The organism is Nocardioides sp., from assembly GCF_029937575.1.
Lineage (GTDB): Bacteria > Actinomycetota > Actinomycetes > Propionibacteriales > Nocardioidaceae > Nocardioides.
Map to the genome: position 1 here is coordinate 1 of NZ_JAPYPS010000041.1, position 24,921 is coordinate 24,921.

General features: G+C 70.5%; 21 protein-coding genes. 12 read left to right on the plus strand and 9 right to left on the minus strand.

From position 1 onward, the window contains the following. Positions 1–246: 246 nt before the first annotated feature. Together Q1K33_RS13815 and Q1K33_RS13820 are read right to left on the minus strand one after the other, a co-directional pair. A complete protein-coding gene (locus Q1K33_RS13815; RefSeq protein WP_300404914.1) occupies positions 247–1,233 on the minus strand; it encodes a malate dehydrogenase in 987 nt (328 codons plus the stop codon). A gap of 65 nt (positions 1,234–1,298) precedes the next feature. After that, complete coding sequence (locus tag Q1K33_RS13820) at positions 1,299–2,309, minus strand: aquaporin (protein ID WP_300404916.1); 1,011 nt, start codon at positions 2,307–2,309, stop codon at positions 1,299–1,301. A 200-nt stretch (positions 2,310–2,509) separates the two neighbouring features. On the opposite strand from Q1K33_RS13820, the gene Q1K33_RS13825 reads away from it, so the two are divergent. The 4 genes from Q1K33_RS13825 to Q1K33_RS13840 all read left to right on the plus strand — a co-directional run bounded on the left by Q1K33_RS13825 (position 2,510) and on the right by Q1K33_RS13840 (position 9,977). Further along, a complete protein-coding gene (locus Q1K33_RS13825; protein WP_300404918.1) occupies positions 2,510–4,732 on the plus strand; it encodes an NADP-dependent isocitrate dehydrogenase in 2,223 nt (740 codons plus the stop codon). A 43-nt stretch (positions 4,733–4,775) separates the two neighbouring features. Next, the gene (locus Q1K33_RS13830; protein ID WP_300404920.1) at positions 4,776–8,339 is read left to right on the plus strand and encodes an ABC transporter ATP-binding protein; all 3,564 of its coding nucleotides are present in this window, start codon (positions 4,776–4,778) and stop codon (positions 8,337–8,339) included. Between the two features lie 159 nt (positions 8,340–8,498). After that, the gene (locus Q1K33_RS13835) at positions 8,499–9,458 is read left to right on the plus strand and encodes a type IV toxin-antitoxin system AbiEi family antitoxin domain-containing protein (protein WP_300404922.1); all 960 of its coding nucleotides are present in this window, start codon (positions 8,499–8,501) and stop codon (positions 9,456–9,458) included. Positions 9,459–9,512: 54 nt separating this feature from the next. Further along, the gene (locus Q1K33_RS13840) at positions 9,513–9,977 is read left to right on the plus strand and encodes an SRPBCC family protein (RefSeq protein WP_300404924.1); all 465 of its coding nucleotides are present in this window, start codon (positions 9,513–9,515) and stop codon (positions 9,975–9,977) included. Here the strand turns inward: Q1K33_RS13840 and Q1K33_RS13845 are convergent. Further along, a complete protein-coding gene (locus Q1K33_RS13845; RefSeq protein WP_300404926.1) occupies positions 9,967–10,596 on the minus strand; it encodes a TetR/AcrR family transcriptional regulator in 630 nt (209 codons plus the stop codon). The genes Q1K33_RS13840 and Q1K33_RS13845 overlap by 11 nt on opposite strands. A 67-nt stretch (positions 10,597–10,663) precedes the next feature. Here Q1K33_RS13845 and Q1K33_RS13850 point away from each other — a divergent pair, with 67 nt between their 5' ends. Further along, positions 10,664–12,037 carry a cytochrome P450 gene (locus Q1K33_RS13850; RefSeq protein ID WP_300404928.1) on the plus strand — a complete coding sequence of 458 codons (1,374 nt, stop codon included), beginning with the start codon at positions 10,664–10,666 and terminating at the stop codon, positions 12,035–12,037. Between the two features lie 36 nt (positions 12,038–12,073). Then, positions 12,074–13,318: an MFS transporter gene (locus tag Q1K33_RS13855; RefSeq protein ID WP_300404930.1), complete on the plus strand. Its 1,245-nt coding sequence runs from the start codon at positions 12,074–12,076 to the stop codon at positions 13,316–13,318. Here the strand turns inward: Q1K33_RS13855 and Q1K33_RS13860 are convergent. Beyond that, complete coding sequence (locus Q1K33_RS13860; RefSeq protein WP_300404932.1) at positions 13,261–14,394, minus strand: GNAT family N-acetyltransferase; 1,134 nt, start codon at positions 14,392–14,394, stop codon at positions 13,261–13,263. The genes Q1K33_RS13855 and Q1K33_RS13860 overlap by 58 nt on opposite strands. A gap of 79 nt (positions 14,395–14,473) precedes the next feature. Then, positions 14,474–16,078: a Na+/H+ antiporter NhaC family protein gene (locus Q1K33_RS13865; RefSeq protein ID WP_300404934.1), complete on the minus strand. Its 1,605-nt coding sequence runs from the start codon at positions 16,076–16,078 to the stop codon at positions 14,474–14,476. Between the two features lie 101 nt (positions 16,079–16,179). Between Q1K33_RS13865 and Q1K33_RS13870 the strand changes: the two genes are divergently transcribed. Beyond that, positions 16,180–16,791 (plus strand): hypothetical protein, encoded by a 612-nt coding sequence (locus tag Q1K33_RS13870; RefSeq protein ID WP_300404936.1) that lies wholly within the window; start codon positions 16,180–16,182, stop codon positions 16,789–16,791. Between the two features lie 26 nt (positions 16,792–16,817). Here Q1K33_RS13870 and Q1K33_RS13875 read toward each other — a convergent pair whose 3' ends face one another. Further along, positions 16,818–17,573, minus strand: coding sequence for a maleylpyruvate isomerase family mycothiol-dependent enzyme (locus tag Q1K33_RS13875; RefSeq protein WP_300404938.1), 756 nt, complete (start codon positions 17,571–17,573; stop codon positions 16,818–16,820). Positions 17,574–17,611: 38 nt separating this feature from the next. On the opposite strand from Q1K33_RS13875, the gene trpS reads away from it, so the two are divergent. The 4 genes from trpS to Q1K33_RS13895 are packed head-to-tail and all read left to right on the plus strand — an operon-like array spanning position 17,612 to position 20,489. Next, positions 17,612–18,670 (plus strand): tryptophan--tRNA ligase, encoded by a 1,059-nt coding sequence (gene trpS / locus Q1K33_RS13880; protein ID WP_300404940.1) that lies wholly within the window; start codon positions 17,612–17,614, stop codon positions 18,668–18,670. 9 nt (positions 18,671–18,679) lie between these two features. Then, positions 18,680–19,192, plus strand: a complete 513-nt coding sequence (locus Q1K33_RS13885) for a 2'-5' RNA ligase family protein (protein WP_300404942.1) — start codon at positions 18,680–18,682, stop codon at positions 19,190–19,192. 29 nt (positions 19,193–19,221) lie between these two features. Next, positions 19,222–20,274, plus strand: a complete 1,053-nt coding sequence (locus tag Q1K33_RS13890; protein ID WP_300404944.1) for a YihY/virulence factor BrkB family protein — start codon at positions 19,222–19,224, stop codon at positions 20,272–20,274. Continuing rightward, positions 20,271–20,489 (plus strand): SCO4848 family membrane protein, encoded by a 219-nt coding sequence (locus Q1K33_RS13895; RefSeq protein WP_300404946.1) that lies wholly within the window; start codon positions 20,271–20,273, stop codon positions 20,487–20,489. The genes Q1K33_RS13890 and Q1K33_RS13895 overlap by 4 nt, the downstream gene beginning before the upstream one ends. On the opposite strand, the gene Q1K33_RS13900 is transcribed toward Q1K33_RS13895, so the two are convergent. Next, positions 20,476–21,054, minus strand: a complete 579-nt coding sequence (locus Q1K33_RS13900) for an isochorismatase family protein (protein WP_300404948.1) — start codon at positions 21,052–21,054, stop codon at positions 20,476–20,478. The two genes, Q1K33_RS13895 and Q1K33_RS13900, sit on opposite strands and share 14 nt — an antisense overlap. A gap of 50 nt (positions 21,055–21,104) precedes the next feature. Here Q1K33_RS13900 and Q1K33_RS13905 point away from each other — a divergent pair, with 50 nt between their 5' ends. Further along, complete coding sequence (locus Q1K33_RS13905; protein WP_300404950.1) at positions 21,105–22,085, plus strand: YafY family protein; 981 nt, start codon at positions 21,105–21,107, stop codon at positions 22,083–22,085. Here the strand turns inward: Q1K33_RS13905 and Q1K33_RS13910 are convergent. Together Q1K33_RS13910 and Q1K33_RS13915 are read right to left on the minus strand one after the other, a co-directional pair. Continuing rightward, positions 22,069–22,812: a succinate dehydrogenase/fumarate reductase iron-sulfur subunit gene (locus tag Q1K33_RS13910; protein ID WP_300404952.1), complete on the minus strand. Its 744-nt coding sequence runs from the start codon at positions 22,810–22,812 to the stop codon at positions 22,069–22,071. The genes Q1K33_RS13905 and Q1K33_RS13910 overlap by 17 nt on opposite strands. 82 nt (positions 22,813–22,894) lie before the next feature. Beyond that, positions 22,895–24,919 carry a fumarate reductase/succinate dehydrogenase flavoprotein subunit gene (locus Q1K33_RS13915; protein WP_300404954.1) on the minus strand — a complete coding sequence of 675 codons (2,025 nt, stop codon included), beginning with the start codon at positions 24,917–24,919 and terminating at the stop codon, positions 22,895–22,897. Positions 24,920–24,921 lie beyond the last annotated feature (2 nt).

Below are 24,921 nucleotides of genomic sequence, written 5' to 3' on the forward strand. Positions count from 1 at the left end.
TATGTGGACTCCGAAATCCTGTCCATAATAGGATTTGCACCAAACCTCCGAAAAGAAACTGAATTTCAAGTGTTCATTTTCTAATTAACCTGCCTATTACAAACACGACTTGTTGATGCTCAGAGGAGGGGTAGCCCACAACAGCGGACAATTTGCACCACCCTCCCTCCCCCGACCACGCCGCGAACCGGCCGCAACCCCGCGGGTGGTGGGGGCCGTTCGGCGTCGGGCAGGTGCGGGTGGGGCTCAGATCAGGCCGAGCTCCGTGACGGCGGCGCGCTCGTCGGCCAGCTCCGAGGTGGAGGCGTCGATCCTGGCGCGCGAGAAGTCGTCGATCTCGAGGCCCTGGACGATCTCCCAGTCGCCGTCCTTGGTGGTGACGGGGAAGGAGGAGATCAGCCCCTCGGGGACGTCGTAGGACCCGTCGGAGACGACGGCCATCGAGACCCAGTCGTCGGCGGCGGAGCCGAGCAGCCAGTCGCGGGCGGCGTCGACGGTTGCGGAGGCGGCGGAGGCCGCCGAGGAGGAGCCGCGCGCCTCGATGATCGCGGCACCGCGCTTGGCGACGGTCGGGATGAAGGTGTTCTCGAGCCAGTCCTGGTCACCCACGGCCTCGGCGGCGTTCTTGCCGGCGACCTCGGCGTGGAAGAGGTCGGGGTACTGGGTGGCGGAGTGGTTGCCCCAGATCGTCATCTTCTTGATGTCGGTCACCGGAGCTCCGGTCTTGGCCGCCAGCTGCGAGATCGCCCGGTTGTGGTCGAGGCGGGTCAGTGCCGAGAACCGCTCGTTGGGGATGTCGGGCGCGTTGGTCATCGCGATGAGCGCGTTGGTGTTGGCCGGGTTGCCGGTGACACCGATGCGGACGTCGTCAGCGGCCACGCTGTTGAGGGCCTTGCCCTGAGCGGTGAAGATCGCGCCGTTGGCGCTCAGCAGGTCGCCACGCTCCATGCCCGGGCCGCGGGGGCGGGCACCGACGAGCAGGGCGAGGTTGACGCCGTCGAAGATCTTCTCCGCGTCGTCACCGATCTCGACCCCGGCCAGGCCGGGGAACGCACAGTCGTCGAGCTCCATGACGACGCCCTCGAGCGCCTTCAGGGCCGGCGTGATCTCGAGCAGACGGAGCTCGATCGGGCGGTCGCCGAGCAGGGCTCCGCTCGCGAGGCGGAACAGCAGGCTGTAGCCGATCTGGCCGGCGGCGCCGGTGACGGCGATCTTGAGCGGAGCAGAGCTCACGGCAGGACTCCCTGAAAGTGTTGAGTGGCTGTGTCTGGGCGCCTCGACGCTAGCAGCGTGACCTGCTACTCCGGCGGGCGGACCTGGGTGCGACCGTCGGTCTCGCCGGACGGCTGCGCCCAGCCCTGCCCCGTCTGCTGCTGGGGTGATGCCGGCGGTGCCGGGGCCTGCTGCTGGGCAGGGATCCACTGCTGGGCCTGCGGGTCCCACTGCCAGCCGTCCTGGATGATCGGCTGCTCCTGGCTGTAGCTCTGCTGCCCCGGCTGGGCGTAGCCCTGCTGGCCGTAGGCCTGCTGGTTCCACTGTCCGGCATAGCCGCCCTGAGCGGTCGAGGACGAGCCGGACGAGAGGTTGAGCCCCGAGCCGGGGACGGGCTCGGCGTCACGGCCGAAGATCACGGGGTGCAGCAGACCAGCGGCTGCGGCGCCGACGACCGGGACGAGCACGAAGAGCCACGCCTGGAGGATCGCGTCCCCGCCGGAGAAGAACACCGTGGAGAGTGCCACCGCCGGGTTGACGACCGAGCCGGTGGCCCCGAGCAGGACGTAGCCGACCCCGGCGAACGCGAGCCCGATGGCCAGCGGGGCGAGCAACGCGTTCTCGCTGCGCCTGTCGGTGATGGCCAGCACGAGGAAGACGAAGATCGTGGCGACGACCAGCTCGAGGAGCAGCGCCCCGACGAGGTCGATGCGGCCCTGGTCGCCGAAGCTCGGGGAGCCCAGAGGCTCGCCGAAGTCGTAGCCACCGCCGTTGGTCAGCGCGACCAGGAGCACGGCGATGCCTCCGGCGATGCCTCCGGCCACCTGGACGGCGGAGTAGAGGCCGGCGTCCTTCCACGACAGGCGGCCCGCCATCGCGGCTCCGACCGAGACAGCGGGGTTGAAGTGCCCCCCGGAGATCCGACCGAAGGCCATCAGCAGGGCGAAGAGCGTCACCCCGAAGGCGAGCCCGTTCAGGCCACCCCCGAGGCCGAAGAAGACCAGCACCGCGGCGCCGAGGCCTTCGGCTGCCAGCCGCTGGACCGGGGTCGGTGGGGTGGCGGTGGGGTCGGTGGTCTCTGCCGCTACGTCGCTCATGAGCCGCTCTCTGCCCTTCGGGGTGGGGGTCGAAACCTCGTGTCGAACCTCTGGACGCATCGCACCCTAGTGCTTTGCCGGGAACGGTCCGGGGTGCAAGGCTGCCGGGGTGCGGGCCTGTCGGGCCCGTCAGGTATCTTGACGTCAAGACGATTTTCCGCGTAGGTCCACTCAGATCCACACCAGGAGTGACATCAGACATGGCTGCAACCCCGGCAAAGATCATCTACACGCATACCGACGAGGCGCCGCTGCTGGCGACGTACTCCTTCCTGCCGATCATCTCCGCCTACGCCGCGAAGGCCGGCGTGGACGTCGAGACCCGTGACATCTCGCTGGCCGGGCGCATCATCAGCCAGTTCCCCGAGCGGATGACCGACGAGCAGAAGGTGGCCGACCACCTCGCCGAGCTGGGCGAGCTGGCCACCAAGCCCGAGGCCAACATCATCAAGCTGCCCAACGTCTCGGCCTCGATCCCGCAGCTCAAGGCCGCGATCAAGGAGCTCCAGGGGCAGGGCTACGACCTGCCCGACTACCCGGAGAACCCCCAGACCGACGAGGAGAAGGCGGTCCGCGCGGCGTACGACAAGACCAAGGGCTCCGCGGTCAACCCCGTCCTGCGCGAGGGCAACTCCGACCGCCGGGCGCCCGCCGCGGTCAAGGGCTACGCCAAGCAGTACCCCCACCGGATGGGTGCCTGGACCTCCGAGTCGAAGACCAACGTCGCGACCATGGGCAAGGACGACTTCCGCAGCAACGAGAAGTCGGTGATCGTCGAGGCCGACGACACTCTCTCCATCGTCCACGTGGGTGCCGACGGCACCGAGACCGTGCTCAAGGACGCCGTCAAGGTCCTGGCCGGCGAGGTCGTCGACGGCACGTTCATGAACGTCGCGGCGCTGCGTCGCTTCCTCACCGAGCAGATCGCGCGCGCCAAGGCCGAGGACGTGCTGTTCTCGGTGCACCTCAAGGCGACGATGATGAAGGTCTCCGACCCGATCATCTTCGGTCACGCCGTCCAGGCGTTCTTCCCCACGCTCTTCGAGCAGTACGGCGAGCAGCTCGCCGCCGCAGGCATCTCGCCCAACGACGGCCTCGGTGCGCTGATGTCCAGCGTGGCCGACCTGCCCGACGGCGACGCGATCGCCGCCTCGGTCAAGCAGGGTCTCGCCGACGGTCCGCGGATGGCAATGGTCGACGACCGCAAGGGCATCACCAACCTGCACGTGCCCTCCGACGTCATCATCGACGCCTCCATGCCCGCCATGATCCGCACGTCGGGTCACATGTGGGGCCCCGACGGCAACGAGGACGACTGCCTGGCGGTCATCCCCGACTCCTCCTACGCCGGCGTCTACCAGACCGTCATCGACGACTGCCGCGCCCACGGCGCCTTCGACCCGGCCACCATGGGCTCGGTGCCCAACGTCGGGCTGATGGCCAAGGCGGCCGAGGAGTACGGCTCGCACGACAAGACCTTCGAGGTGCCCGCCGCCGGTCGTGTCGAGGTCCGCAGCGGCGCCGGCGACGTGCTGATGGCGCACGACGTCGAGCCCGGCGACATCTGGCGTGCCTGCCAGACCAAGGACGCCCCGATCCGCGACTGGGTCAAGCTCGCCGTCACCCGCGCCCGCGCCTCGCAGACGCCGGCGATCTTCTGGCTCGACGAGACCCGCGCCCACGACGCCAACCTGATCGGCCTGGTCACCGAGTACCTCAAGGAGCACGACACCGACGGCCTGACCATCGAGATCATGGCGCCCGCCGAGGCCTGCGCCTACTCGCTCGAGCGGATCCGCAAGGGTGAGGACACCATCTCGGTCACCGGCAACGTGCTGCGCGACTACAACACCGACCTCTTCCCGATCCTCGAGGTCGGCACGTCGGCGAAGATGCTCTCGATCGTGCCGCTGATGAACGGCGGTGGCCTCTTCGAGACCGGCGCCGGCGGCTCGGCGCCCAAGCACGTGCAGCAGCTCGTCAACGAGAACTACCTGCGCTGGGACAGCCTGGGCGAGTTCTTCGCGCTCGCCGCCTCCTTCGAGCACCTCGCCGGCTACGCCGACAACAAGGGTGCCCAGGTGCTCGCCGACACCCTCGACGCCGCCACCGCGACGTTCCTGCTCGAGGACAAGTCGCCGACCCGCAAGATCGGTGGCATCGACAACCGCGGCTCGCACTTCTACCTGGCGATGTACTGGGCCCAGGAGATCGCGAAGCAGACCGAGGACGCCGACCTGGCCGCGGTCTTCAAGCCGTTCGCCGAGAAGCTGACCGCCGCCGAGGACACCATCGTGGGCGAGCTCAACGCCGTCCAGGGCAGCCCGGCCGACATCGGTGGCTACTACCGGCCCGACGACGCCAAGTCCGACGCCGTCATGCGTCCCTCGGCGACGCTCAACGAGGCGCTCGCCGCCCTGTAATTGAGGTGCGCGGTGTCGGTGCGACGACATAGCGTCCGTCCCGATGACCACCACTGACCAACGCGTGACCGAGACCGGCCCGTCCTCCCCCGAGGGCGGGCCGGTCTCGCGCGCCGTGACCGACGATCCCGCCCGCCAGGTCTCGCTGAGACGCCTGCGTGGCCCGTCGACGGTGGTGGCCCTGACCGCCTCGGCGATCGGCGCGCTCGGGACGGTCCTCGGCACGGTCGTGGCCGGCCGGCTGGCCGAGGATCCGACCGAGAAGCTGGTCTGGCTGCTGGCCCTGTGCGTGGTCGGGGCCGCGGTGCTCGACACCGCGGGCCGCACGGTCTGGGCGGCGATCTGCGACCGGGCCGAGGGAGCCCTGCGCGCCGACCTGCTCACCGCTGCCCTGCACCAGCCCCTCGCCCAGCTCTCCGAGCAGGCCGTGGGTGAGGTGCTCGACCGGGTCGACGACGACACCTGGGAGGTCGGCAGCCTGGTGCGACGCCAGGTGTGGGAGGTGCTGCGGACCGCCTTCGCCACGATCCCGATGTGGATCGTGGCCGGGCTCACGTGGTGGCCGGCCTGGATCCTCTTCCCCGCCTTCGGGTTCGCGGCCGTGGCCGCGGTGCGCCCGCTGCTCCCCGAGATCGCGACGCGCAAGATCGAGGAGGAGATCGCCTGGACCGATCACGCCGCCGCGCTCGAGGAGGGCGTCGCCGGCCGCGACGACCTGCGCACGAGCCTCGGCCAGGCGCACGTCGTACGACGTCTCGCCGAGCTGTCGGCGCGGGTCCACCATCTCTTCGACCGGGTCCTGGTGCTCGAGGTGCAGGTCACCCGGCGCGCCGGGGTCCTGCTGCACGCGCTGCTTGCCGGCACGGCCCTCGCCGGGATCGCCCTGGTGGTCAACGACAACCTCTCCGTGGCGCGGCTCGTCACGCTCTTCCTGGTGACCTCGACGTTCGTCGGCCAGATCAACCACCTGACCCAGTGGCTGCCCGACCTGCAGGCCGGGCTCGGGGCGATCCTGCGGCTGCGCCAGCTGCTCGAGACCGAGCCCGAGCCCGACGGCGGGCACCCGGTGCCCGAGGGTTCGCTCGACGTCGAGCTGCGTGACCTGCACTTCTCCTACGAGCAGGGGTCCTTCGCGCTGCGCGGCGTAGACCTGCTCGTCCCGGCCGGCCGCACCTGCGCGCTCGTGGGGCGCACCGGCTCCGGCAAGTCCACCCTGGCCTCGCTGGTCTCGCGCGCCATGGAGCCCGAGCGGGGGAGCGTCCTGGTCGGGGGCGTCGACGTGCTCGACTTCGATCTCCAGCAGCTGCGCGCCTCGGTGGGCGTCGTCACCCAGCGCACCGAGATCCTCGCCGGCACCCTCGCCGACAACATCACCCTCTTCGCCGACCTGCCGCGCGAGCGGGTGGAGGCGGCGGTGACCGAGCTCGGCCTGACCGACTGGGTCGCCGGGCTCTCCTCGGGCCTCGACACGCTCCTCGGGCCCGGCGGCACGACCCTGTCGTCCGGGGAGGCGCAGCTGGTCTCCTTCGCCCGGCTCCTCGTGCGCGAGGTGTCCGTGGTGGTCCTCGACGAGGCGACCGCCCGGATGGACCCGCTCACCGAGGCCCTGGTCGTGCGCGCCGCCGACCGGCTGCTCGCCGGGCGCACCGGCATCCTCATCGCCCACCGCCTCTCGACCGTGGCGCGCGCCGACTCCGTCGCGGTCCTCGAGGCCGGCGCCGTGATCCAGCAGGGTCCTCGGACCCAGCTCGCGGTCACCGAGGGACCCTTCCGCGACCTCCTCGAGGCAGGTGTCGAGATCGAGGAGATCGCCGACGAGGCCGAGGGAGAGGGCGAGACGGGGCCCGACGGCGAGACGACCGGCGCCGCCCAGGTCGGCGGCGTACGGCGCGCCGGCACGCCTCCGGCCGCGCCCGAGGTCCGCGAGTCCGTCAGCCTCGCCCGCGGCATCACCAACGCCCTGCTGGTCCACCCCGAGTGGGGTGTCGTTGCCGTCGGGTTCTTCGTGGCGGCGGCACTGTTCGGTGCCTTCGGGGCGCTGACCGGCTTCGTGTGGGGTCGCCTGGTCGAGGACCTCCAGAACGGCGGCACGCCCTGGGTGCTGTCGGGTGCCCTGGTCGCCTCGCTGATCGCAGCGCCGCTGGTGCTGGCCTCGGCGATCCGCCGCTACCCGCGCTGGTGGATCGCGGTGATGTTGCGCGCCCGCATGTCGGTGCTCCTCGGGCAGACCGAGCAGCACCGGCTGGTGCGCACGCCTCCCGGCGAGGTCGTGGCGCGCTCGATGGACGCCGACCGGTTCGCCCGCTACGCCGACCGCTGGATCGACTTCGGCACCGGCCTGGTCATCGTCGTGGTCACGGCGATCGCCGGCTGGAGCCTGCTCGCCGGCAGCGTTCTCCTCGCCGTGATGGTCGGGTCCGCCCTCGCCTCCACCGTGGGCCGTCCGATCGCGGGGCGCTCGGCGTCGGAGGCCTCCGCGGCGCGCGCCGGCTTCGGTCGGGCGCTGGTCTCGGCCCTCGAGTCGGCGCGCACGGTCAAGCTGGCCGCCGCGACCCCAGACGTCCACCGGCACCTGCGGCGGGTCGACGGTGGACGGGTCGAGGCCGCGGTCTTCGAGCACCGGGTCCAGGCGGTCCTCGACGGCGTGCCGATCGTGATGGTCCAGTGCGGAGTCGTGGCCGCGTGGGCGACCTACTTCCTCGGCGGCTGGGGGTTGGCCACGGCGCTGCTCGTGGCCTCCGCGGTCAACGGCTTCGACTGGTTCGGCCGGGTCGCGGGCTCGGTGATCACCGAGGCGCCGGGCACGCGCTCGTGGCAGCTCGCCACCACCGCCTTCGCGGGCGGCGGCGACCTGATGGCGCTCCCCAGCGACGTCGACCTCGTGGCCGGCACGGCGCCCGACCCGCTCCCGGCCGCTCGGGTGCCGCTGCAGCGTCTGGAGCTGAGGGACGTCGAGGCGATCCACGAGGACGGCACGATCGGTGCGACCGGCGTCGACCTGACCGTCGAGGCGGGCGAGCTCGTGCTGCTGCTCGGTCAGGTCGGCTCGGGCAAGTCGAGCCTGCTCGCCTCACTCGCGGGCCTGGTCGACCACACCGGCTCGATGCGGTGGAACGACGTCGAGATCGCCGACGCGCAGGAGTTCCTCCGCCCCGGCCAGGTGGCCTATGTGGCTCAGGTGCCGCGCGTGCTCTCCGGCACCTTCTCCGACAACATCCGGCTCGGTCACGACCGGCCGACCGAGGCCGCGGTCGAGGACGCTCGGATGGGTCGTGACGTCGACGACGCCGGCGGGATCGACTCGGTGGTCGGGCACCGCGGCGTACGACTGTCGGGTGGGCAGGTGCAGCGCCTCGCGCTGGCGCGCGCGCTCGCCGCCGATGCCGAGCTGCTGGTGGCCGACGACGTGTCCAGCGCGCTGGACGCCGCGACCGAGGTCGAGCTGTGGGCGGCGCTCCGTGCTCGCGGCACCACCGTGCTGGGGGCGACCTCGAAGCGGTCGGCGCTGGCCCAGGCCGACCGGGTCGTGGTGCTGGTCGACGGCGAGATCGCTGCGGTCGGGCCGTGGACGGACCTGGCGCCCCAGTGGGGTCACCTCGCGGGCTGAGCCCGCACAGGCACTCGGCGGCGTACGCGACTTCTGCTGACGCGTCCCACTATCCGGAATCCGCGATCAACCTGCTTGAACGCGGACTCCGGATAGGTGTTGTCCACAGGTCGCTCCGAGCGGGTGGCCGGTCCGCGCCGGCGCCGCGACCATGAGGTGGTGGACTTCTCAGGACTGCAGCGGGACCAGGACGGTGTGGTGGCACGGCGTCAGCTCATCGGCGAAGGGCTCAGCCCGACCGTCGTGGCGAAGCTGGTCCGACGCGGAGATCTGGTCCCGCTCCATCCCGGGGTTTACGTCGACCACAACGGACCGCCGACGTGGCAGCAGCACGCCTGGGCCGCGGTGCTGCACGCCTGGCCGTCCGCGCTCTGCCTGGGCTCGGCCCTACGAGCGGCTGAGGGGCCCGGTCGTCGCGACCGGGCCACGAGGCAGATCCACGTCGCCATTGACGGTGAGCGAAGGTTGCACGACGTACCCGGGGTCGTGGTGCACCGGATGACCGGCTTCGGCGGGCGCGTCCAGTGGAACACCGGGCCGCCCCGCGTGCGCTACGACGAGTCGGTGCTCGACGTCGCAGCCGGTGCGCGCAGCGACCTCGACGCCGTCGCCACCCTCGCCGACGCGGTCGGCGCCCGCCGTACGACGGCCGCGCGGCTGCTCGGGCGCCTGCGAGCTCGCAAGCGGATCGCTCGGCGCGAGTGGCTGGAGGCCGTGCTCTCGGACGTCGCCGAGGGGACGTGCTCGGTGCTCGAGCACAGCTATCAGTCGCGGGTCGTGCGCCCGCACGGTTTGCCGCAGGGAAGCCTCCAGGCGCCGTCGCGTGCCACCTCAGGTCGTGTCTACCGCGATGTCGACCATCCCGAGCTCGGGCTGAAGGTCGAGCTCGACGGTCGCTTGTTCCACACCGCGACCCAGGATCGTGACCGGGACCTGGAGCGTGACCTGGACGCAGCGGTCGACGGCGCAGCCGCGACGGTGAGGCTGGGCTTCGGTCAGGCGCACGAGCGGGCCTGCTCGACGGCGGCCAAGCTCGGCGCGGTGATGAACCGGCTCGGGTGGTCTGGTCAGGCCCACCCGTGCCCGGCGTGTGCCACAGAACGAGACGCCGCGGCCTGAAGTCACCCCGACGGTTGGTTGAAGCCTGCACGATCCCTTGGCATGGTCGAAGACATGACCGACGACAAGAAGATCTCCGTGACCCGCACGATCGACGCGTCGACGAGCCAGGTCTGGGACGTGCTCTCCAACCCGCAGAAGCACCCCCAGCTGGACGGTTCGGGATTCGTGATCTCCGACGACCGCACCGACCGGATCACCGAGAACGGCCAGACGTTCCGGATGAACATGTCCGGTGACCACATGGGTGGTGACTACCAGACCGACAACCACGTGACCGGCTACGACGAGCACAAGCTGCTCGCCTGGCAGACCGCGCCCGCCGACACCCCGCCCCCGGGGTGGGAGTGGATGTGGGAGCTCGACGCCGAGGGCGCCGACGCCACGCAGGTGACGCTCACCTACGACTGGAGCAAGGTCACCGATCCGGAGCTGCTGCAGAAGATCAGCTTCCCGCTGGTGCCGGAGTCGGCGCTGGAGGACTCGCTCGGCAACCTGGCCGAGGCCGTCAGCGGCTGACGTCCGCCGGGGTGTAGAGCCCCAAGAAGCTTCGCGAGGCGGCGTCGACCAGTTCGGTCGGCGTCGCCTCGAGTGCTCCGTCGAGCCAGGCGGTGACCAGCTCGGCCATGCCGCCGATGAACATCAACCCCGCGATCTCGTCCTGCAGCGGGTTGCCCGCCCGCTCGCCGAGCAGCTCCCCGGCCACCTCGGCCGACAGGTGGGCGAAGTGGCGCAGCAGCTCCGTACGGCGCGAGCGCAGCTGTGTCATGCCACCCGCCTCGATGATCGCAACCCGGCCCTTGCGCGGGTCGTCGACCAGCAGCTCGACGAACGCGGCGACGGCGGCGTACACCCGCGTGGTCGGCTCGTCGCCCGCGTCGGCGACGGCGCGCTCGCGCACCTGCTCGATCTCGCGAGCGATGTCGTCCAGCACGGCGGTCAGGGCCTCGTCGAGGCCGCGGAAGCTCTCGTAGAAGTAGCGCTCGCTGAGTCCGGCCTCGGCGCAGACCGCGGTCATCGTGGTCCTGGTCGTCGGGTCCGCCCAGACCGACAGGGTCGCCTCGAGGAGCCGGGCGCGCCGCTCGGCGGCCCGGTCCTCGGCGCTGACGCCCTTGTAGACCCCTGACTGCACTGCCACGCGCCGAGCCTCTCATGGCCTGCCCGAGAAGGTTGACAGGACACCCTTCCTGAATGAGAGTGCGGGGATGACGACCACGGTGCGGCCCATCCCCGACGTACGACGCGAGGACAAGGGCCTGCCCGTGATCGGCCGGCTGCTCGACTACCTCAAGGACCCCGTCGCCCTGATGGAGCGCCAGTGGACGGCGTACGGCCCCGTCTCGAGGTTGCCCGTCTTCGGCGCCAAGGCCGTGCTCCTGCTCGGGCCCGACGCGTGCGAGGAGGCGTTCCGCAACAAGGACAAGGCGTTCGCCAACGGCCCGGCCTGGACCCGCCTCGTCGGCCCGTTCTTCACTCGCGGCCTGATGCTGATCGACTTCGAGGAGCACCACGGCCACCGCCGGATCATGCAGGAGGCCTTCACCCGCGACCGCCTCGAGTCGTACGCCGAGTCCATGGGCCCGGCGATCGAGCGCGGGCTGGCCGCGTGGCAGCCGCAGCAGGACTTCCGCGCGTACCCGGCGCTCAAGCAGCTGACCCTCGACATCGCCGCCGACATCTTCATGGGCGGCGCCGAGGACCACGGCCCAGAGGAGATGGACCGGATCAACCAGGCGTTCATCGCCTGCGTCCAGGCGGCCTCGGGGGTCGTGCGCGGCCGGGTCCCCTTCACCCGCTGGGGCAAGGCCTACGCGGGTCGTGCGGTGCTGGAGGACTTCCTGCGCCACTATCTGCCCGCACGCCGGGCGACCCGCACCAGCGACATCTTCTCGGTGCTCTGCCACATCGAGACCCCCGAAGGCGAGCGGTTCGGCGACGACGACGTCGTCAACCACATGATCTTCCTGATGATGGCCGCCCACGACACCTCCACCATCACCGTCTCCACGATGCTGCAGTACCTCGGCCAGCACCCGGAGTGGCAGGAGCGTTGTCGCCGGGAGTCGCAGGCGCTCGGCCCGCACCCGACGCTCGCCGAGCTGGAGGGCCTCGAGTCGGTCGACCTGGTGATGAAGGAGTGCCTGCGTCTGGTCGCGCCGGTGACCATCCTGGTGCGCAAGACGGTCAAGGACACCAGCGTGCAGGGCGTCGCGATCCCGAAGGACTCCGACGTCATCGTCGGGGTGCAGTACTCCCACCTGATGGAGGAGCACTGGACCGACCCGCGCTCCTTCGACCCGGAGCGGTTCTCGGCCGAGCGTCGCGAGGACAAGTCGCACCGCTACGCGTGGGAGCCGTTCGGCGGCGGGGTGCACAAGTGCATCGGGCTCTACTTCGCCGGTGCCGAGATCAAGACGATCCTGCACCAGCTGCTCCGGGGCTACCGCTGGTCGGTCGACCCGTCGTACGTCGTGCCGATGGACTACCACTCGCTGCCCTTCCCCAAGGACGGGCAGCCGATCGACCTGCGCCCGCTGGTCGAGGACCCGGTGGTGGAGGATCACACCTGCGTGGAATAGGTGCAGCAGGGTGGGCGGTTGCAGGATGACGTGCCTATGACCTCCACCGCCGATCGTCGTGCAGCCCGCTCGGAGCCGCGCGCCCCGCACTTCGGGCTGGCGGTGCTCGCGCTCGCCGTCGGCGGCTTCGCGATCGGGACGACCGAGTTCGTGACGCTGGGGCTGCTCCCGCAGATCGCCGAGGGCGTGGACGTCTCGGTGCCGACGGCGGGCCACCTGGTCTCGTCGTACGCCATCGGGGTCGTGGTCGGGGTGCCGCTGCTGAGCTTCTTCGGTGCGCGGCTGCCGCGGCGCGGCCTGCTGGTCGCCTTGATGGCGGCGTACGCCGTGTTCAACGTCGTGAGTGCCGCGGCTCCCGGCTTCGCGGTGCTGACCGCCGCCCGCTTCCTCGACGGGCTGCCCCACGGCGCCTACTTCGGCGTGGCCTCGCTGGTCGCCGCCAGCCTCGCCCCGCCCGACAAACGCGGCCGCGCCATCGCGTCGGTGATGCTCGGGCTGTCGTTCGCCAACGTGGTCGGGGTGCCCGCCGCGACCTGGATCGGGCAGAACCTCGGCTGGCGCTCGGCCTACGTCTCCGCCGCCCTCGTGGCGCTGGTGGCGGTCGCGATGGTGCTGGCCTTCGTGCCCTCGGTACCGGGCGACCGCGAGGCGACCGGTCGCAAGGAGGCAGGCACGTTCTTCCGCAACCGCCAGGTCTGGCTGACGATGGCGGCCGGCGCCGTCGGGTTCGGAGGGCTCTTCGCCGTCTACTCCTACATCGCGCCGATCGTCACCGACGTCGCGCGGCTGGGGGAGGGGACCGTCCCGGTGTTCCTGATGGCCTTCGGGCTCGGCATGGTCGCGGGCACGTGGGTGGCCGGCGAGCTGGCGTCGTGGTCGGTGATGGGCTCGCTGGTGTGGGCGGGTGTGGCCACGACCGTCGTGCTGATCGCGTTCTGGGCCGTGGCGCCGTACGGCTGGTGGCTGCTGCCGTTCGTCTTCCTCGTGACCGCGATCGGTTCGGTCATGGTCGTCAACCTGCAGCTGCGCTTGATGGACGTGGCCGGGGACGCCGTCACGCTCGGCGCCGCGATGAACCACGCCGCCCTCAACGTCGCCAACGCACTCGGCGCCTGGCTGGGCGGGCTCGTCATCGCCGTCGGGTACGGCTACCGGGCGCCGCCGTTGGTGGGCGCGGCGCTGTCGGTGCTCGGGATCGGCATCCTGCTGTGGTCGGCGGCGCTTCAGCGCACCTCGGACGCCGACGACCTGGCGGTCCACTCCTCCACCAGCACGTCGTAGAGCGCCATGTCGGCCGGACCGGTCCGCAGGACGGTCCCGAGCCGCTCGATCCCGGTCTGGGTCAGGCCCGCTGACTCGATGACGTGGCGCGACGCTGCGTTCTCGAGCGCGGCGAAGGCGCGGACCCGCCGTACGCCGAGGTGGTCGAAGGCGTACGCCGTCGCGAGCCGCATCGCCGCGCTCATCATGCCGCGCCCGCGCGCGTCGGGGTGGGCCCAGTAGCCGACTTCGCAGTCGACCTCGGCGATGTCGAAGATGTTGATGGCGCCGAGGAGGGTGTCGTCGCGGTCACGTGGTGGGCCGGTGATCGCCCACGTGATCTTGGTGCCCCTGGCCTGTCCCTCGGTGTTGAGACGCATCCACTCGCGGGCGTCGGCAGCGCCGTACGGCGTGGGCAGCTGCCCCAGCCAGTGCTGGGTGCGCTCGTCGGAGCAGGCCTCGACGATGCGCGGGACGTCGGCCTCGGTCAGCGGTCGAAGCCGCACGCTCTCGCCGTCCACCGTGGGAATGGTGAGCCAGCGACCCTTGGGCTCACGCTTGTCGGTGACCAGCAGGGTCCCGACCCACGCGTCGACGAGCTCGCCGCGGTGGGCCTGCGAGTGCCGCAGGGTGCCGTCCAGGGTGAAGCCGAGGCGCCAGGCGAGCTTGCGCGAGGCCCAGTTGCCGACGTTGGCGCGCCAGATCACCGTCTGCACGCCCATCGCCGCGAAGCCCCAGTCGATCAGCATCCGCAGCGCTCGCTCCATCGCCCCGGTGCCCCGGGCAGCCGGGTGCGCGCCGTACGCGATCTCGGCGCGGCCGTGGCCCTCGTCGCGCAGCGCGATGTTGCCGGCGTACCGTCCGTGCGTCTCGACCGCGAAGATCCACTGCGACCCGTCCGCCCAGGCACCCGGGGCGATCTCGAGGCAGAACTCGCGGGCGTCCTCGCGGCTGAACGGCGTCGGCACCGTCGTCCAGCGCACCGAGAGCGGGTCGACGCACTGCTCGTAGCACCCCTCGACGTCCTGCTCGCCGAGGGCGCGGAGCACGACGTCGCCGTCGCTCAGAGTCGGCACCGGCGGCGGGGTGATCGTCATGGGCGCACCCTGTCAACGGGGAGGCCGTCACCGCAAACGGATTGCGGAGAGCATCCTCGTCCCGGTCCGACTACCCACTTCACGCAGGCTGCGACGTACGCTCCGGGATCTCGGAGTCCGCGACCGAGGGCCCGTAGACGCGCAACGCGACCAGGGCGATGGCGCCGGCGACGAGCAGGGTGATCGCGGCACCGATGGCGACGGAGCCGACGAGGGCCACCGCGACGTACCCGAGGGCCGCGGAGAAGACGGCGATCATCACGTAGGGCAGCTGGGTGGTGACGTGGGTGATGACGTTGCAGCCGGCTCCCGTGGAGCTGAGGATCGTGGTGTCCGAGATGGGGGAGGCGTGGTCGCCGGCGACCGCGCCGGCCAGAGTGGCACCGATCGCGGGGAGCAGCAGCTCGGGGGCATCGAGGGAGTTGATGATGCCGCCGACGAGCGGGATGAGAAGCCCGAACGAGCCCCACGACGTGCCCGTCGCGAAGGCCATCGCACCGGCGAGCAGGAACACGATCGGCACCAGCCAGGACGGCGACAGCGAGGAGTCCTCGATCAGCCCGCCGAGGTACTCGCCGGTGCCCAGCGTCTCGATGAGGGCTCCCAGCATCCAGGCCAGGATCAGGATGCTGATGGCCGGCAGCATCGACTTCGCGCCCTCCAGCCATGCCCGCCCGAACGTCGCCTTGCCGAACTTCGGGTTGGCGGCCGTGTCGCGCACGTAGTAGTAGATCGCGGCCACCAGGCCGAGCCCGCCGCCGACGATCAGCGCGAAGGTCACGTCGGTCTCGGCGAGGATGTCGACCACCGACCAGGAGCCCGCCGCACGTTGGCCGGTCCAGACGATGCCGGCGAAGACCCCAACGACCAGCAGCACGAAGGGCATGATCAGCGCGAGCTTGGCCCCGGGGCGGTGCACGGGCAGGTCCTCGGACAGCTGCCCGGGGATCTCCTGCTCGGCGTCGAAGAGCTCACCCTCCATGATGGCTCGTCGCTCCTCGGCCCGCATCGGCCCGAGATCGAGGGATCGAGTGGCCACCACGGCGACCAGGAGGAGAGCCGCGAACGCGTAGTAGTTGGCGCCGGCCGCCTGCATGAAGGCGCCGACGTCGGTGACGTCCAGGGACGATGCGGCGATCTCGGTGCCGATGAGGCCGAGGATGAAGGCTCCCCAGCTCGAGAAGGGCACCAGGACGGCCACCGGCGCCGACGTCGAGTCGACCATGTAGGCCAGCTTGGCGCGCGAGACCCGGTGGGTATCGGTGACGGGCCGGCTCACCTGGCCCACGGCCAGGGCGTTGAAGTAGTCGTCGACGAAGATCGCGAGACCGAGGACCCCCGGCAGCAGGGTGGCGCCCCGGCGGGTCTTGATCCGCTCCTGGGCCCAGTCGGCGAAGGCGCGGGTGCCGCCGGACATCAGGATGAAGGCGGTGATCACCCCCAGCATCAGCGTGAAGATCAGGATGTAGACCTTCGTGGTGTTGACCTCGCCGTCGAGCCAGAACAGGTCGCCGAAGGCTCCAGCGACCTGCTTGATCGTGCCCCAGGGCGAGAAGTCCTCGATCAGCAGAGCGGCAGCAAGGACCCCCAGCCCCAGGCTGAGGAGCACCTTGCGGGTGGCCACGACCAGCCCGATCGCCACCAGGGGAGGCAGGAGCGTCAGGATCGGAAGGCTGTCAACCATGGGGCTCTCCTTCGCAGTCGTGGGTAGTGACCCTACGTCTGACGAGCGACTCGATCCACACCCCGCGGTGCGGGTCCGTGCGCCCGGCTATCGTCGCGACCGTGCCCGACTACCAGCGGATCCTCGTGGTCAGCACGGCGACGGCCGAGGCGGACCTGCTGCGACTGCGACGCGACCTGGGCAGGGATCCGGTGGTCCTCGCACCGCCCACGCCCGAGGCGCGACGGGTGGTGGACGTCCTCCAGGTCACCGCGCAGGCGGAGCGGCTGCTGATGCCGGTGCGCTCCCCGCAGGTCGACCGCGGCCATCAGCTGGACCACGCCGTGCGGGAGCACGCCCTGCGCGACCGGTTTCGGGTCGTCGTGGTGGTCACGGACCCGGCCAGCATCATCCTGCTGCTGCGCGTCCTGGCACCCGACCAGCTGGCCACCGGGGGCGCGGTGACGGTGGTGGGGATCGCGCGTGGCGAGCGTCCGGTCGTAGTGCGGCGTGCGCTGCTCCTGGGCCTGGTGGTGGGCGTTGCGGTCGGGGTGGTCCAGCAACCGGGTGCGATCCTGGTGCTGCCGGGCGCCGTCCTGCTGGCTGGCGTGCTCCTCGTGCTGGTCCCACGCTGGCGGCACGTCGGTCGGGAGCTGCTCGTCGCGGCGGGCGTGGCCGCCGTGGTCGGCCTGATGGTGGTCGCGGGCTCGGCGAGGTTCCCCGCCGGGTGGTGATCCGCGGCCCGTCCCGCTGAGCGGAGTCAGCCGATCGCCGAGCGGCTCCAGAGCGGCCAGGCGTCGGAGGCGACCTCCTCGGTGCGGTGCCACAGCGCCAGGTGGAGCGCCACGGCGGGCGCTTCGATGACCAGGTCGCCCTCCGCCGGCCCGTCATGTCGTACGGCGACCGGCGCGTCCTCGGTGACGTGCACGGTCCACGACTGCGAGGCGTCGGGGGTGCGTACGGCGATCGTCACCGGGTCCTCGTCGGGGACCAGGCGGAGTTTCGACTTCGAGCGAGGGACGAAGCCCATCAGCAGCTCGTCGATGCCGTCGAGGGCGGCCTCCACCCCGATCCAGGTCTCCTCGGCGCGGGGGAGGCGTCCCAGGGAGGCGGCCAGGGCGTCCACGCCATGCATCGTGGTCTCGTGGTGCTGGCGCCGCGCCCAGAAGAGACGAGCCGGAGGGGCGTCGTGGAGGAAGACCATGCGCTCGGCGTCCTCGGGCGTCTCGATCAGGGTGGAGGCGAGCGCGACCGCTCCGTCGCGCAACCACTCGATCGGGTCGGAGCTGCTGCGACCAGCCTTCTCGGTGGCCGCCTGGTCGAGGGTCTCGTCGCGCAGGTTGGCCCGCGACCAACGGTGGATCATGCCCTGGTGGCCGATGAGGCGCCGAACGGTCCACTCCGGACACGGTGGCACGTCCACGTCCAGGCCTGCCGTTGCGCTGTAGCGCGACATCATCAGGGTGGCTTCGTGCAGGCCCGCGAGGTGCTCGTCGAAGGTCAGATGGGTAGGCACGTCCCGATCCTCCCAGGCCATCGGGAAGAATGCAGCCCATGTCAGCGACCACCGAGCCCGAGGTCAGCGTCCCGACCGTCACCGGCGGTGGGGCTCGCCCTCGGGTGCTCTCGGGCATCCAGCCGACGGCCGACTCCTTCCACTTCGGCAACTACCTCGGCGCCCTGCGCCAGTGGGTCGACCTGCAGCGCGACCACCAGCCGTTCTTTTTCATCGCCGACCTGCACGCCATCACCGTCGAGCAGGACCCCAAGGTGCTGCGCGAGCGCACCCTGCGCGCTGCCGCGCAGCTCCTCGCGATGGGTGTCGACCCGGCCCGCTCGGCGATCTTCATCCAGAGTCAGGTCCCCGAGCACGCCCAGCTCTCGTGGGTCCTGCAGTGCTTGACCGGCTTCGGCGAGGCCCGCCGGATGACGCAGTTCAAGGACAAGTCCGCCAAGGGAGGGGAGGGCGCCGCCTCGGTCGGCCTGTTCACCTACCCGATCCTCCAGGCCGCCGACATCCTGCTCTACCGACCGCACTACGTGCCGGTCGGCGAGGACCAGCGTCAGCACCTGGAGCTGACGCGCGACGTCGCCCAGCGGTTCAACCATCGCTACAAGAAGACGTTCCGCCTGCCCGAGCCCTACATCCTCAAGGCCACCGCGAAGATCGGCGACCTGCAGGACCCGACGTCGAAGATGTCCAAGTCGGCCTCCTCGCCGGCCGGCATCATCGAGATGCTCGACCAGCCGTCAGCCAGCGCCAAGAAGATCCGCTCCGCGGTCACCGACTCCGACGCCGAGATCCGCTTCGACCCCGAGGCCAAGCCCGGTGTCTCCAACCTGCTGACGATCTTCTCGGCGCTCACGGGCACCGGGGTGCAGGCACTGGCCGACGAGTACGCCGGCAAGGGGTACGGCGAACTCAAGGGCGACCTGGCGGACGCGGTCGTGACCTTCGTGACGCCGTTCCGGGAGAAGACGCTCGAGCTGCTCGACGACCAGGCCCACCTGAGCCAGGTACTCGCCCAGGGCGCCGAGCAGGCGCGCTCGGTCGCCGAGGCAACGCTGCGCGATGTCTACCAGCGGGTCGGCTTCGTCGCCCCGTCCCGCTAGGTTGGAGCCATGCCGACGATCGGGGTAGCCGTCGCGATCCCGGAGCCCTGGGCCACCGAGCTGCAGGACTACCGGGCGGCAGTCGGCGACTCCACGGCGGCGATGATCCCGACCCACATCACACTCGTGCCCCCCACGGAGATCGAGGGTGAGCTCGCCGAGATCGAGTCGCACCTCGCCGATGTCGCCACCGAGGTCGACGCCTTCGCGGTCCACCTGCGCGGCACCGGCACCTTCCGTCCGGTCTCTCCGGTGGTCTTCGTGACGCTCGTCGAGGGCATCAGCCAGTGCGAGCTGCTCGCCGACGCCGTACGACGGGGGCCGCTCGACGTCGACCTGGCCTTCCCGTACCACCCGCACGTCACGATCGCCCACCACCTCGACGAGGGCGCCCTGGACCAGGCCTTCGACGAGCTCGCCGACTTCGAGTGCGAGTTCCCCGTCGACGGCTTCCACCTGTACGTGCACGACCAGGACCATGGCTGGCGCCCGACGCGCGACTTCGCCCTGGGCAACCGCTGACGAAACGTCTGACCAGGGGGGAACGCTCGGTGAAGCAACGACTCGCGGCGCTGCGGGAGCGCTATGCGTGGTTCGACCACGTCCTGCGCATGCAGGAGCACTACGGCTCGGTCAAGGCAGGCCAGCAGGCGGGGGCGGTGACCTACTTCGCGTTCCTGAGCTTCTTCCCGGTCCTGGCGCTCTCCTTCTTCGTGGTCGGCCTGGTCTCCAACATCTACCCCGAGGCGCGGGACAACCTGGTGACCGCCATCGACTCGGTGCTGCCCAACATCGTCGGCGACGACGAGGGCGAGATCTCGCTCAAGGACATCCGCACCTTCTCGGGCCTCGCCGGTCTGATCGGTCTCGCCGGTGTGCTCTACTCCGGGCTGGCGTGGGTCTCGGCGTTGCGTGACGCCCTGCTGACGGTCTTCGAGACGCCGGCGCGTGAGCGGCCGTCCTTCGTCATCGGCAAGCTGCGCGACCTGGTCACCCTCGCCACCATCGGGCTGGTCCTGATCGTCTCGGTGGCCGTCGCCGGATTCGTCAGCGGCTTCTCGGAGGACATCCTCGGCTACCTCAACCTCAACGAGGACTTCAGCTGGTTGGTCAGGGTCATCGCGCTCGTGCTCGGTCTCGCGGCCAACTCGGTGCTGTTCTACTCCGTCTTCCGGCTGCTCGCCGAGCCGGAGCCGCCCCATCGCTCGCTGTGGCAGGGGGCGCTCCTGGGTGCTGTCGGCTTCGAGGTCCTCAAGCAGATCTCCACCCTCCTGCTCGCCTCCACCAAGGACCAGCCGGCGTTCCAGGCCTTCGGGATCGCGCTGATCCTGGTCGTCTGGATCAACTACTTCTCCCGGCTCATCCTCTACGCCGCCACCTGGGCCTACACGACCACCGAGTCGCGCGAGCGGCGTGAGGCCGAGCAGGAGCCGCCGGCGCCGGTGCAGGGGCCGGCGACGCCCGCCCTGGCCGCCCGCCATGAATCGGCCGTGGCGCTCGTCGAGCCCGCAGGCCCCCGCCGTACGTGGGTGGCGCCGTTCGCCGCCGGCAGCGCCGCCGCCCTCGCACTCGTCGCAGCCCTGAAGAAGAAGGACCCCTCATGAAGCTCGAACGCAAGCACGCCGCCCTGCTGCTCGGTGTCGCGCTGTGGAACGTCGTCACGTTCAGCACGTTCGCCAAGAACCTGTATGCCGCCTACGAGCGCGGTGAGGACCGTGCGGCCGGCTACTGGATCGCCCATACCGTGCTGATCGTGGTCAACTTCGCCATCGCCGGGGCGCTCGGTCGCCTCGGGTGGAAGGCGTTCAGGAGAAGCTGATCTCGGCGGCCGGCAGCACCGCGGTCGTGACACCGGGATACGTCGTGTCCTCGATGAAGAAGTTGGTGTAGGCGATCATCTCGCGGGCACCGACCGGCACCATCTCGCCGTTCGGCAGTGGGAGCTCCCAGGGACCCTCGTCGGTGGTGTGGCCGTCGGCCACCAACGTCGTGTCGTAGCCCTCCACCAGGGCCCGCATCGTCGTGGTCCGGATGCAGGCGTCGGTGGCGGCACCGCAGATGACCAATGCGCCCACACCGAGGGCGTCGAGCTCGGCGCGCAGCGTCGTGTCGGCGAAGGCGTCGAGGTGCTGCTTGCCGATCACCGTCTGGTCGGCGCCGGGGCGCACGGCCTCGACGATCTGCCACGGGTCCGAGCCTGGGACGAACGGTCCGGACTCGTGCTGGATCCAGATCACCGGAGTGCCGGCGGCCGTGGCGCGGGCGATCAGGTCGCCGATCCGGGTGACGACACCGTCGCGGTCCCAGGCCTCGGCGGTGTTGCCGTGCTGGACGTCGACGACGAGCAGGGCTGTGGTCCTCGGTGTCTGTTCGGTGTCGCTCATGGCCCCTACGCTAGGCGGGTGACCGGACAGTTCCCGACCGGATTTCCCTGGTGACCGGCAGCCCGGCGGGGCGGGTGCTGGCGCTGCTGGAGCGCGTCCAGGAGCGCCCCGGCCTCACCGCGCCTCGTCTGGCCGACGACCTGGGCGTCAGCGAGCGGACCGTACGGCGCTACGTGGCCGTGCTGCAGGACCTCGGCATCCCCGTGGCGGCCGAGCGGGGGCGCGGTGGTGGCTACCGGCTCGAGCCGGGCTACCGGATGGCGCCCCTGACGCTGACCACCGACGAGGCGGTGAGCATCACCCTCGCACTGGCTGTGGTCAACGGCCCGGCGGACGAACGGATGAGCGCGGGCGAGGCGGCGCTGTCCAAGCTCGTGCGTGCCCTGCCACGCGACGTGTCCGAGCGCGTGGCGGGCGTGCTCAGCGCGGTGACGCCGCCACGGCGCGGTCCGTTCGCCGTCGGGGCCCCGGACCCCGCGATCCTGACCGCGCTCACCGCCGGCGTCGTACGGCGTCGGGTCGTGCGTGTCCGCCACCGCCCCGACCGGGGCGAGCCGACGAGCCGCGAGATCAACCCCTACGGCGTGGTCGTGCTGCGCGGCCACACCTACGTCCACGGGTGGTGCCACCTGCGCCGCGCCCGGAGGACCTTTCGCCTCGACCGGATCGAGCGGGTCGACGTGCTCGAGCAGGAGTTCCGAGCCCCTGCCGCCCTGGACGTGACCGCGGCGGTCGAGCGGTCGCTGGCGATGTCGTGGACCGAGTACGACGTGGCGGTGCTGGTGCACGCGCCGCTCGCCGACGTCGAGCCGCACTTCGCTCGCCACGTGGCCCTGTGCGAGCGCGTGGACGACGAGACGACCCGGCTGCGGCTGACCACGCGCAACCTGGACACCACCGTGCTGCGCCTGAGCGCCCATCCGCACCCCATGACGGTCGACGGCCCCCCGGAGCTCGGGGAGGCCTTCGAACGGCTGGCGCGGCGCCTCGGCGCCGCAGCGGGTGCTGAGGCGCCTAGTGACCGTTCTTGATCGCCGTACGCAGGTCCTTGTTGAGCTGGCTGATCACGTCGAGCGGGATCTCCTTGGGGCATGCGGCCGTGCACTCGCCGATGTTGGTGCACCCCCCGAAGCCCTCGGCGTCGTGCTGGCCGACCATGCCGATGACCCGGCTGTCCCGCTCGGGTTGACCCTGGGGGAGCAGGCCGAGCTGGGTGATCTTGGCACCCATGAACAGCGAGGCCGACCCGTTGGGGCAGGCCGCCACGCAGGCGCCACAGCCGATGCAGGTCGCCATGTTGAAGGCGCGCAGGGCCTTGTCGCGCTGGATCGGCGCGGCGTTGGCCTCGGGGGCCGAGCCGGTGTTGGCGGAGATGAACCCGCCGGACTGGATGATCCGGTCGAAGGCCGACCGGTCGACCATCAGGTCCTTGATCACCGGGAACGCGTCGGCGCGCCACGGCTCGATCGTGATGTTGTCGCCGTCCTTGAACGAGCGCATGTGCAGCTGGCAGGTCGTGGTGACCTCGGGGCCGTGCGCCTGACCGTTGATCATCAGGTCGCACGAGCCGCAGATGCCCTCGCGACAGTCATGGTCGAAGGCGATCGGGTCCTCGTCGGCAGCGAGCAGCTGCTCGTTGAGGACGTCGAGCATCTCGAGGAAGCTCATGTCCTCCGAGACGTCGCCCAGCTGGTAGGTGTGCATCGCGCCCTGGGCGGTCGCGTTGGCCTGGCGCCAGATGTTGAGAGTGAGGTTCACTGGTTGTCCTTGTTCGCTCGCAGTTCGACCGCACGGTCGCGGTGGGTGCCCGAGTGCGGGCCGATGCGCTCTCTCGCTTCGCTCACTTGTAGCTCCGCTGCTTCATCTCGATGGCCGTGTAGATCAGGTCTTCCTTGTGCAGCACCGGCTGACCGCCCTCGCCGCCGAACTCCCAGGCCGCCACGTAGGCGAACTCGTCGTCGTGACGCAGGGCCTCGCCCTCGTCGGTCTGCGACTCCGCCCGGAAGTGACCACCGCAGGACTCGCGGCGGTTGAGGGCGTCGATGCACATCAGCTCGCCGAGCTCGATGAAGTCGGCCACCCGCCCGGCCTTCTCGAGGGACTGGTTGAGGCTGTCGGCGGTGCCGAGGACCTTGAGGTTGGTCCAGAAGTCGGCCTTGAGCTCGCGGATCATGTCGATCGCCTTGCGCAGGCCGTCCTCGGAGCGCTCCATGCCGCAGTACTCCCACATGATGAGCCCGAGCTCCTTGTGGTAGCTGTCGGCCGAGCGGTTGCCCTTGATCGACATCAGCTTGTCGATGCGGGCCTCGACCGACGTACGGGCCTCGACGACTGCGGGGTGGTCCTCGGAGACCTTCTCGAACGGGCCGTCGGCGAGGTACTCGCGGATGGTGTTCGGCAGGACGAAGTAGCCGTCGGCCAGGCCCTGCATCAGCGCCGAGGCGCCGAGGCGGTTGGCGCCGTGGTCGGAGAAGTTCGCCTCGCCGGTCACGAACAGGCCCTCGAGGTTGGACTCGAGGTTGTAGTCGACCCACAGGCCGCCCATGACGTAGTGCACGGCGGGGTAGATCCGCATCGGCACCTCGTAGGGGTTCTCACCGGTGATCCGCTCGTACATGTCGAGCAGGTTGTCGTACTTCTCCTCGATGCCGTCCTTGCCGAGGCGCTTGATGGCGTCGGCGAAGTCGAGGTAGACGCCACGACGGAAGTCGCCGACCACCGGGCCGACGCCGCGACCCTCGTCGCACATGTTCTTGGCCTGCCGAGACGCGATGTCGCGGGGGACCAGGTTGCCGAAGGAGGGGTAGATCCGCTCCAGGTAGTAGTCGCGGTCCTCCTCGGGGATGTCGCGCGGGTCCTTGTCGCAGTCCTCCTTCTTCTTCGGCACCCAGATCCGACCGTCGTTGCGCAGGCCCTCGGACATCAGGGTCAGCTTGGACTGGTGGTCGCCGGAGACCGGGATGCAGGTGGGGTGGATCTGCGTGTAGCAGGGGTTGGCCATGTAGGCGCCCTTGCGGTGCGCACGCCACGTGGCGGTGACGTTGCAGCCCATCGCGTTGGTCGAGAGGTAGAAGACGTTGCCGTAGCCGCCCGAGGCGAGGACGACGACGTCGGCCAGGTGCGTCTCGATGGCGCCGGTGACCATGTCGCGGGCGATGATCCCGCGGGCCTTGCCGTCGACCATGACGAGCTCGAGCATCTCGTGACGCGTGTACGTCGTCACGGTGCCGGCCGCGACCTGGCGCTCGAGCGCCTGGTAGGCACCGATCAGGAGCTGCTGGCCCGTCTGGCCTCGGGCGTAGAAGGTGCGCGAGACCTGCACGCCACCGAAGGAGCGGTTGTCGAGCAGGCCGCCGTACTCACGGGCGAACGGGACGCCCTGGGCGACGCACTGGTCGATGATGTTGGCGCTGACCTCGGCGAGGCGGTAGACGTTCGACTCGCGCGAGCGGTAGTCGCCGCCCTTCACGGTGTCGTAGAAGAGGCGGTAGGTGGAGTCGCCGTCCTCCTTGTAGTTCTTGGCGGCGTTGATGCCGCCTTGGGCGGCGATCGAGTGCGCGCGGCGCGGCGAGTCCTGGTAGCAGAAGGACTTCACGTTGTAGCCGGCCTCGCCGAGCGTGGCCGCGGCGGCGCCGCCGGCCAGACCGGTGCCGACGATGATCACGTCGAGCTTGCGGCGGTTGGACGGGTTGACCAGCCGGTTGTCCATCTTGCGGTTGGTCCAGCGGTCCGCGATCGGGCCGGTCGGCGCGTTGGTGTCGACGAGGGGCTCGCCCGGCGTGTAGTAGCCGTGGGCGTCGTCGGAGGTCTGGGTGGCCGCGGTGTTGGTCGCGACAGTGCCCGAAGGGTCGAGGGTCGATGCCATGG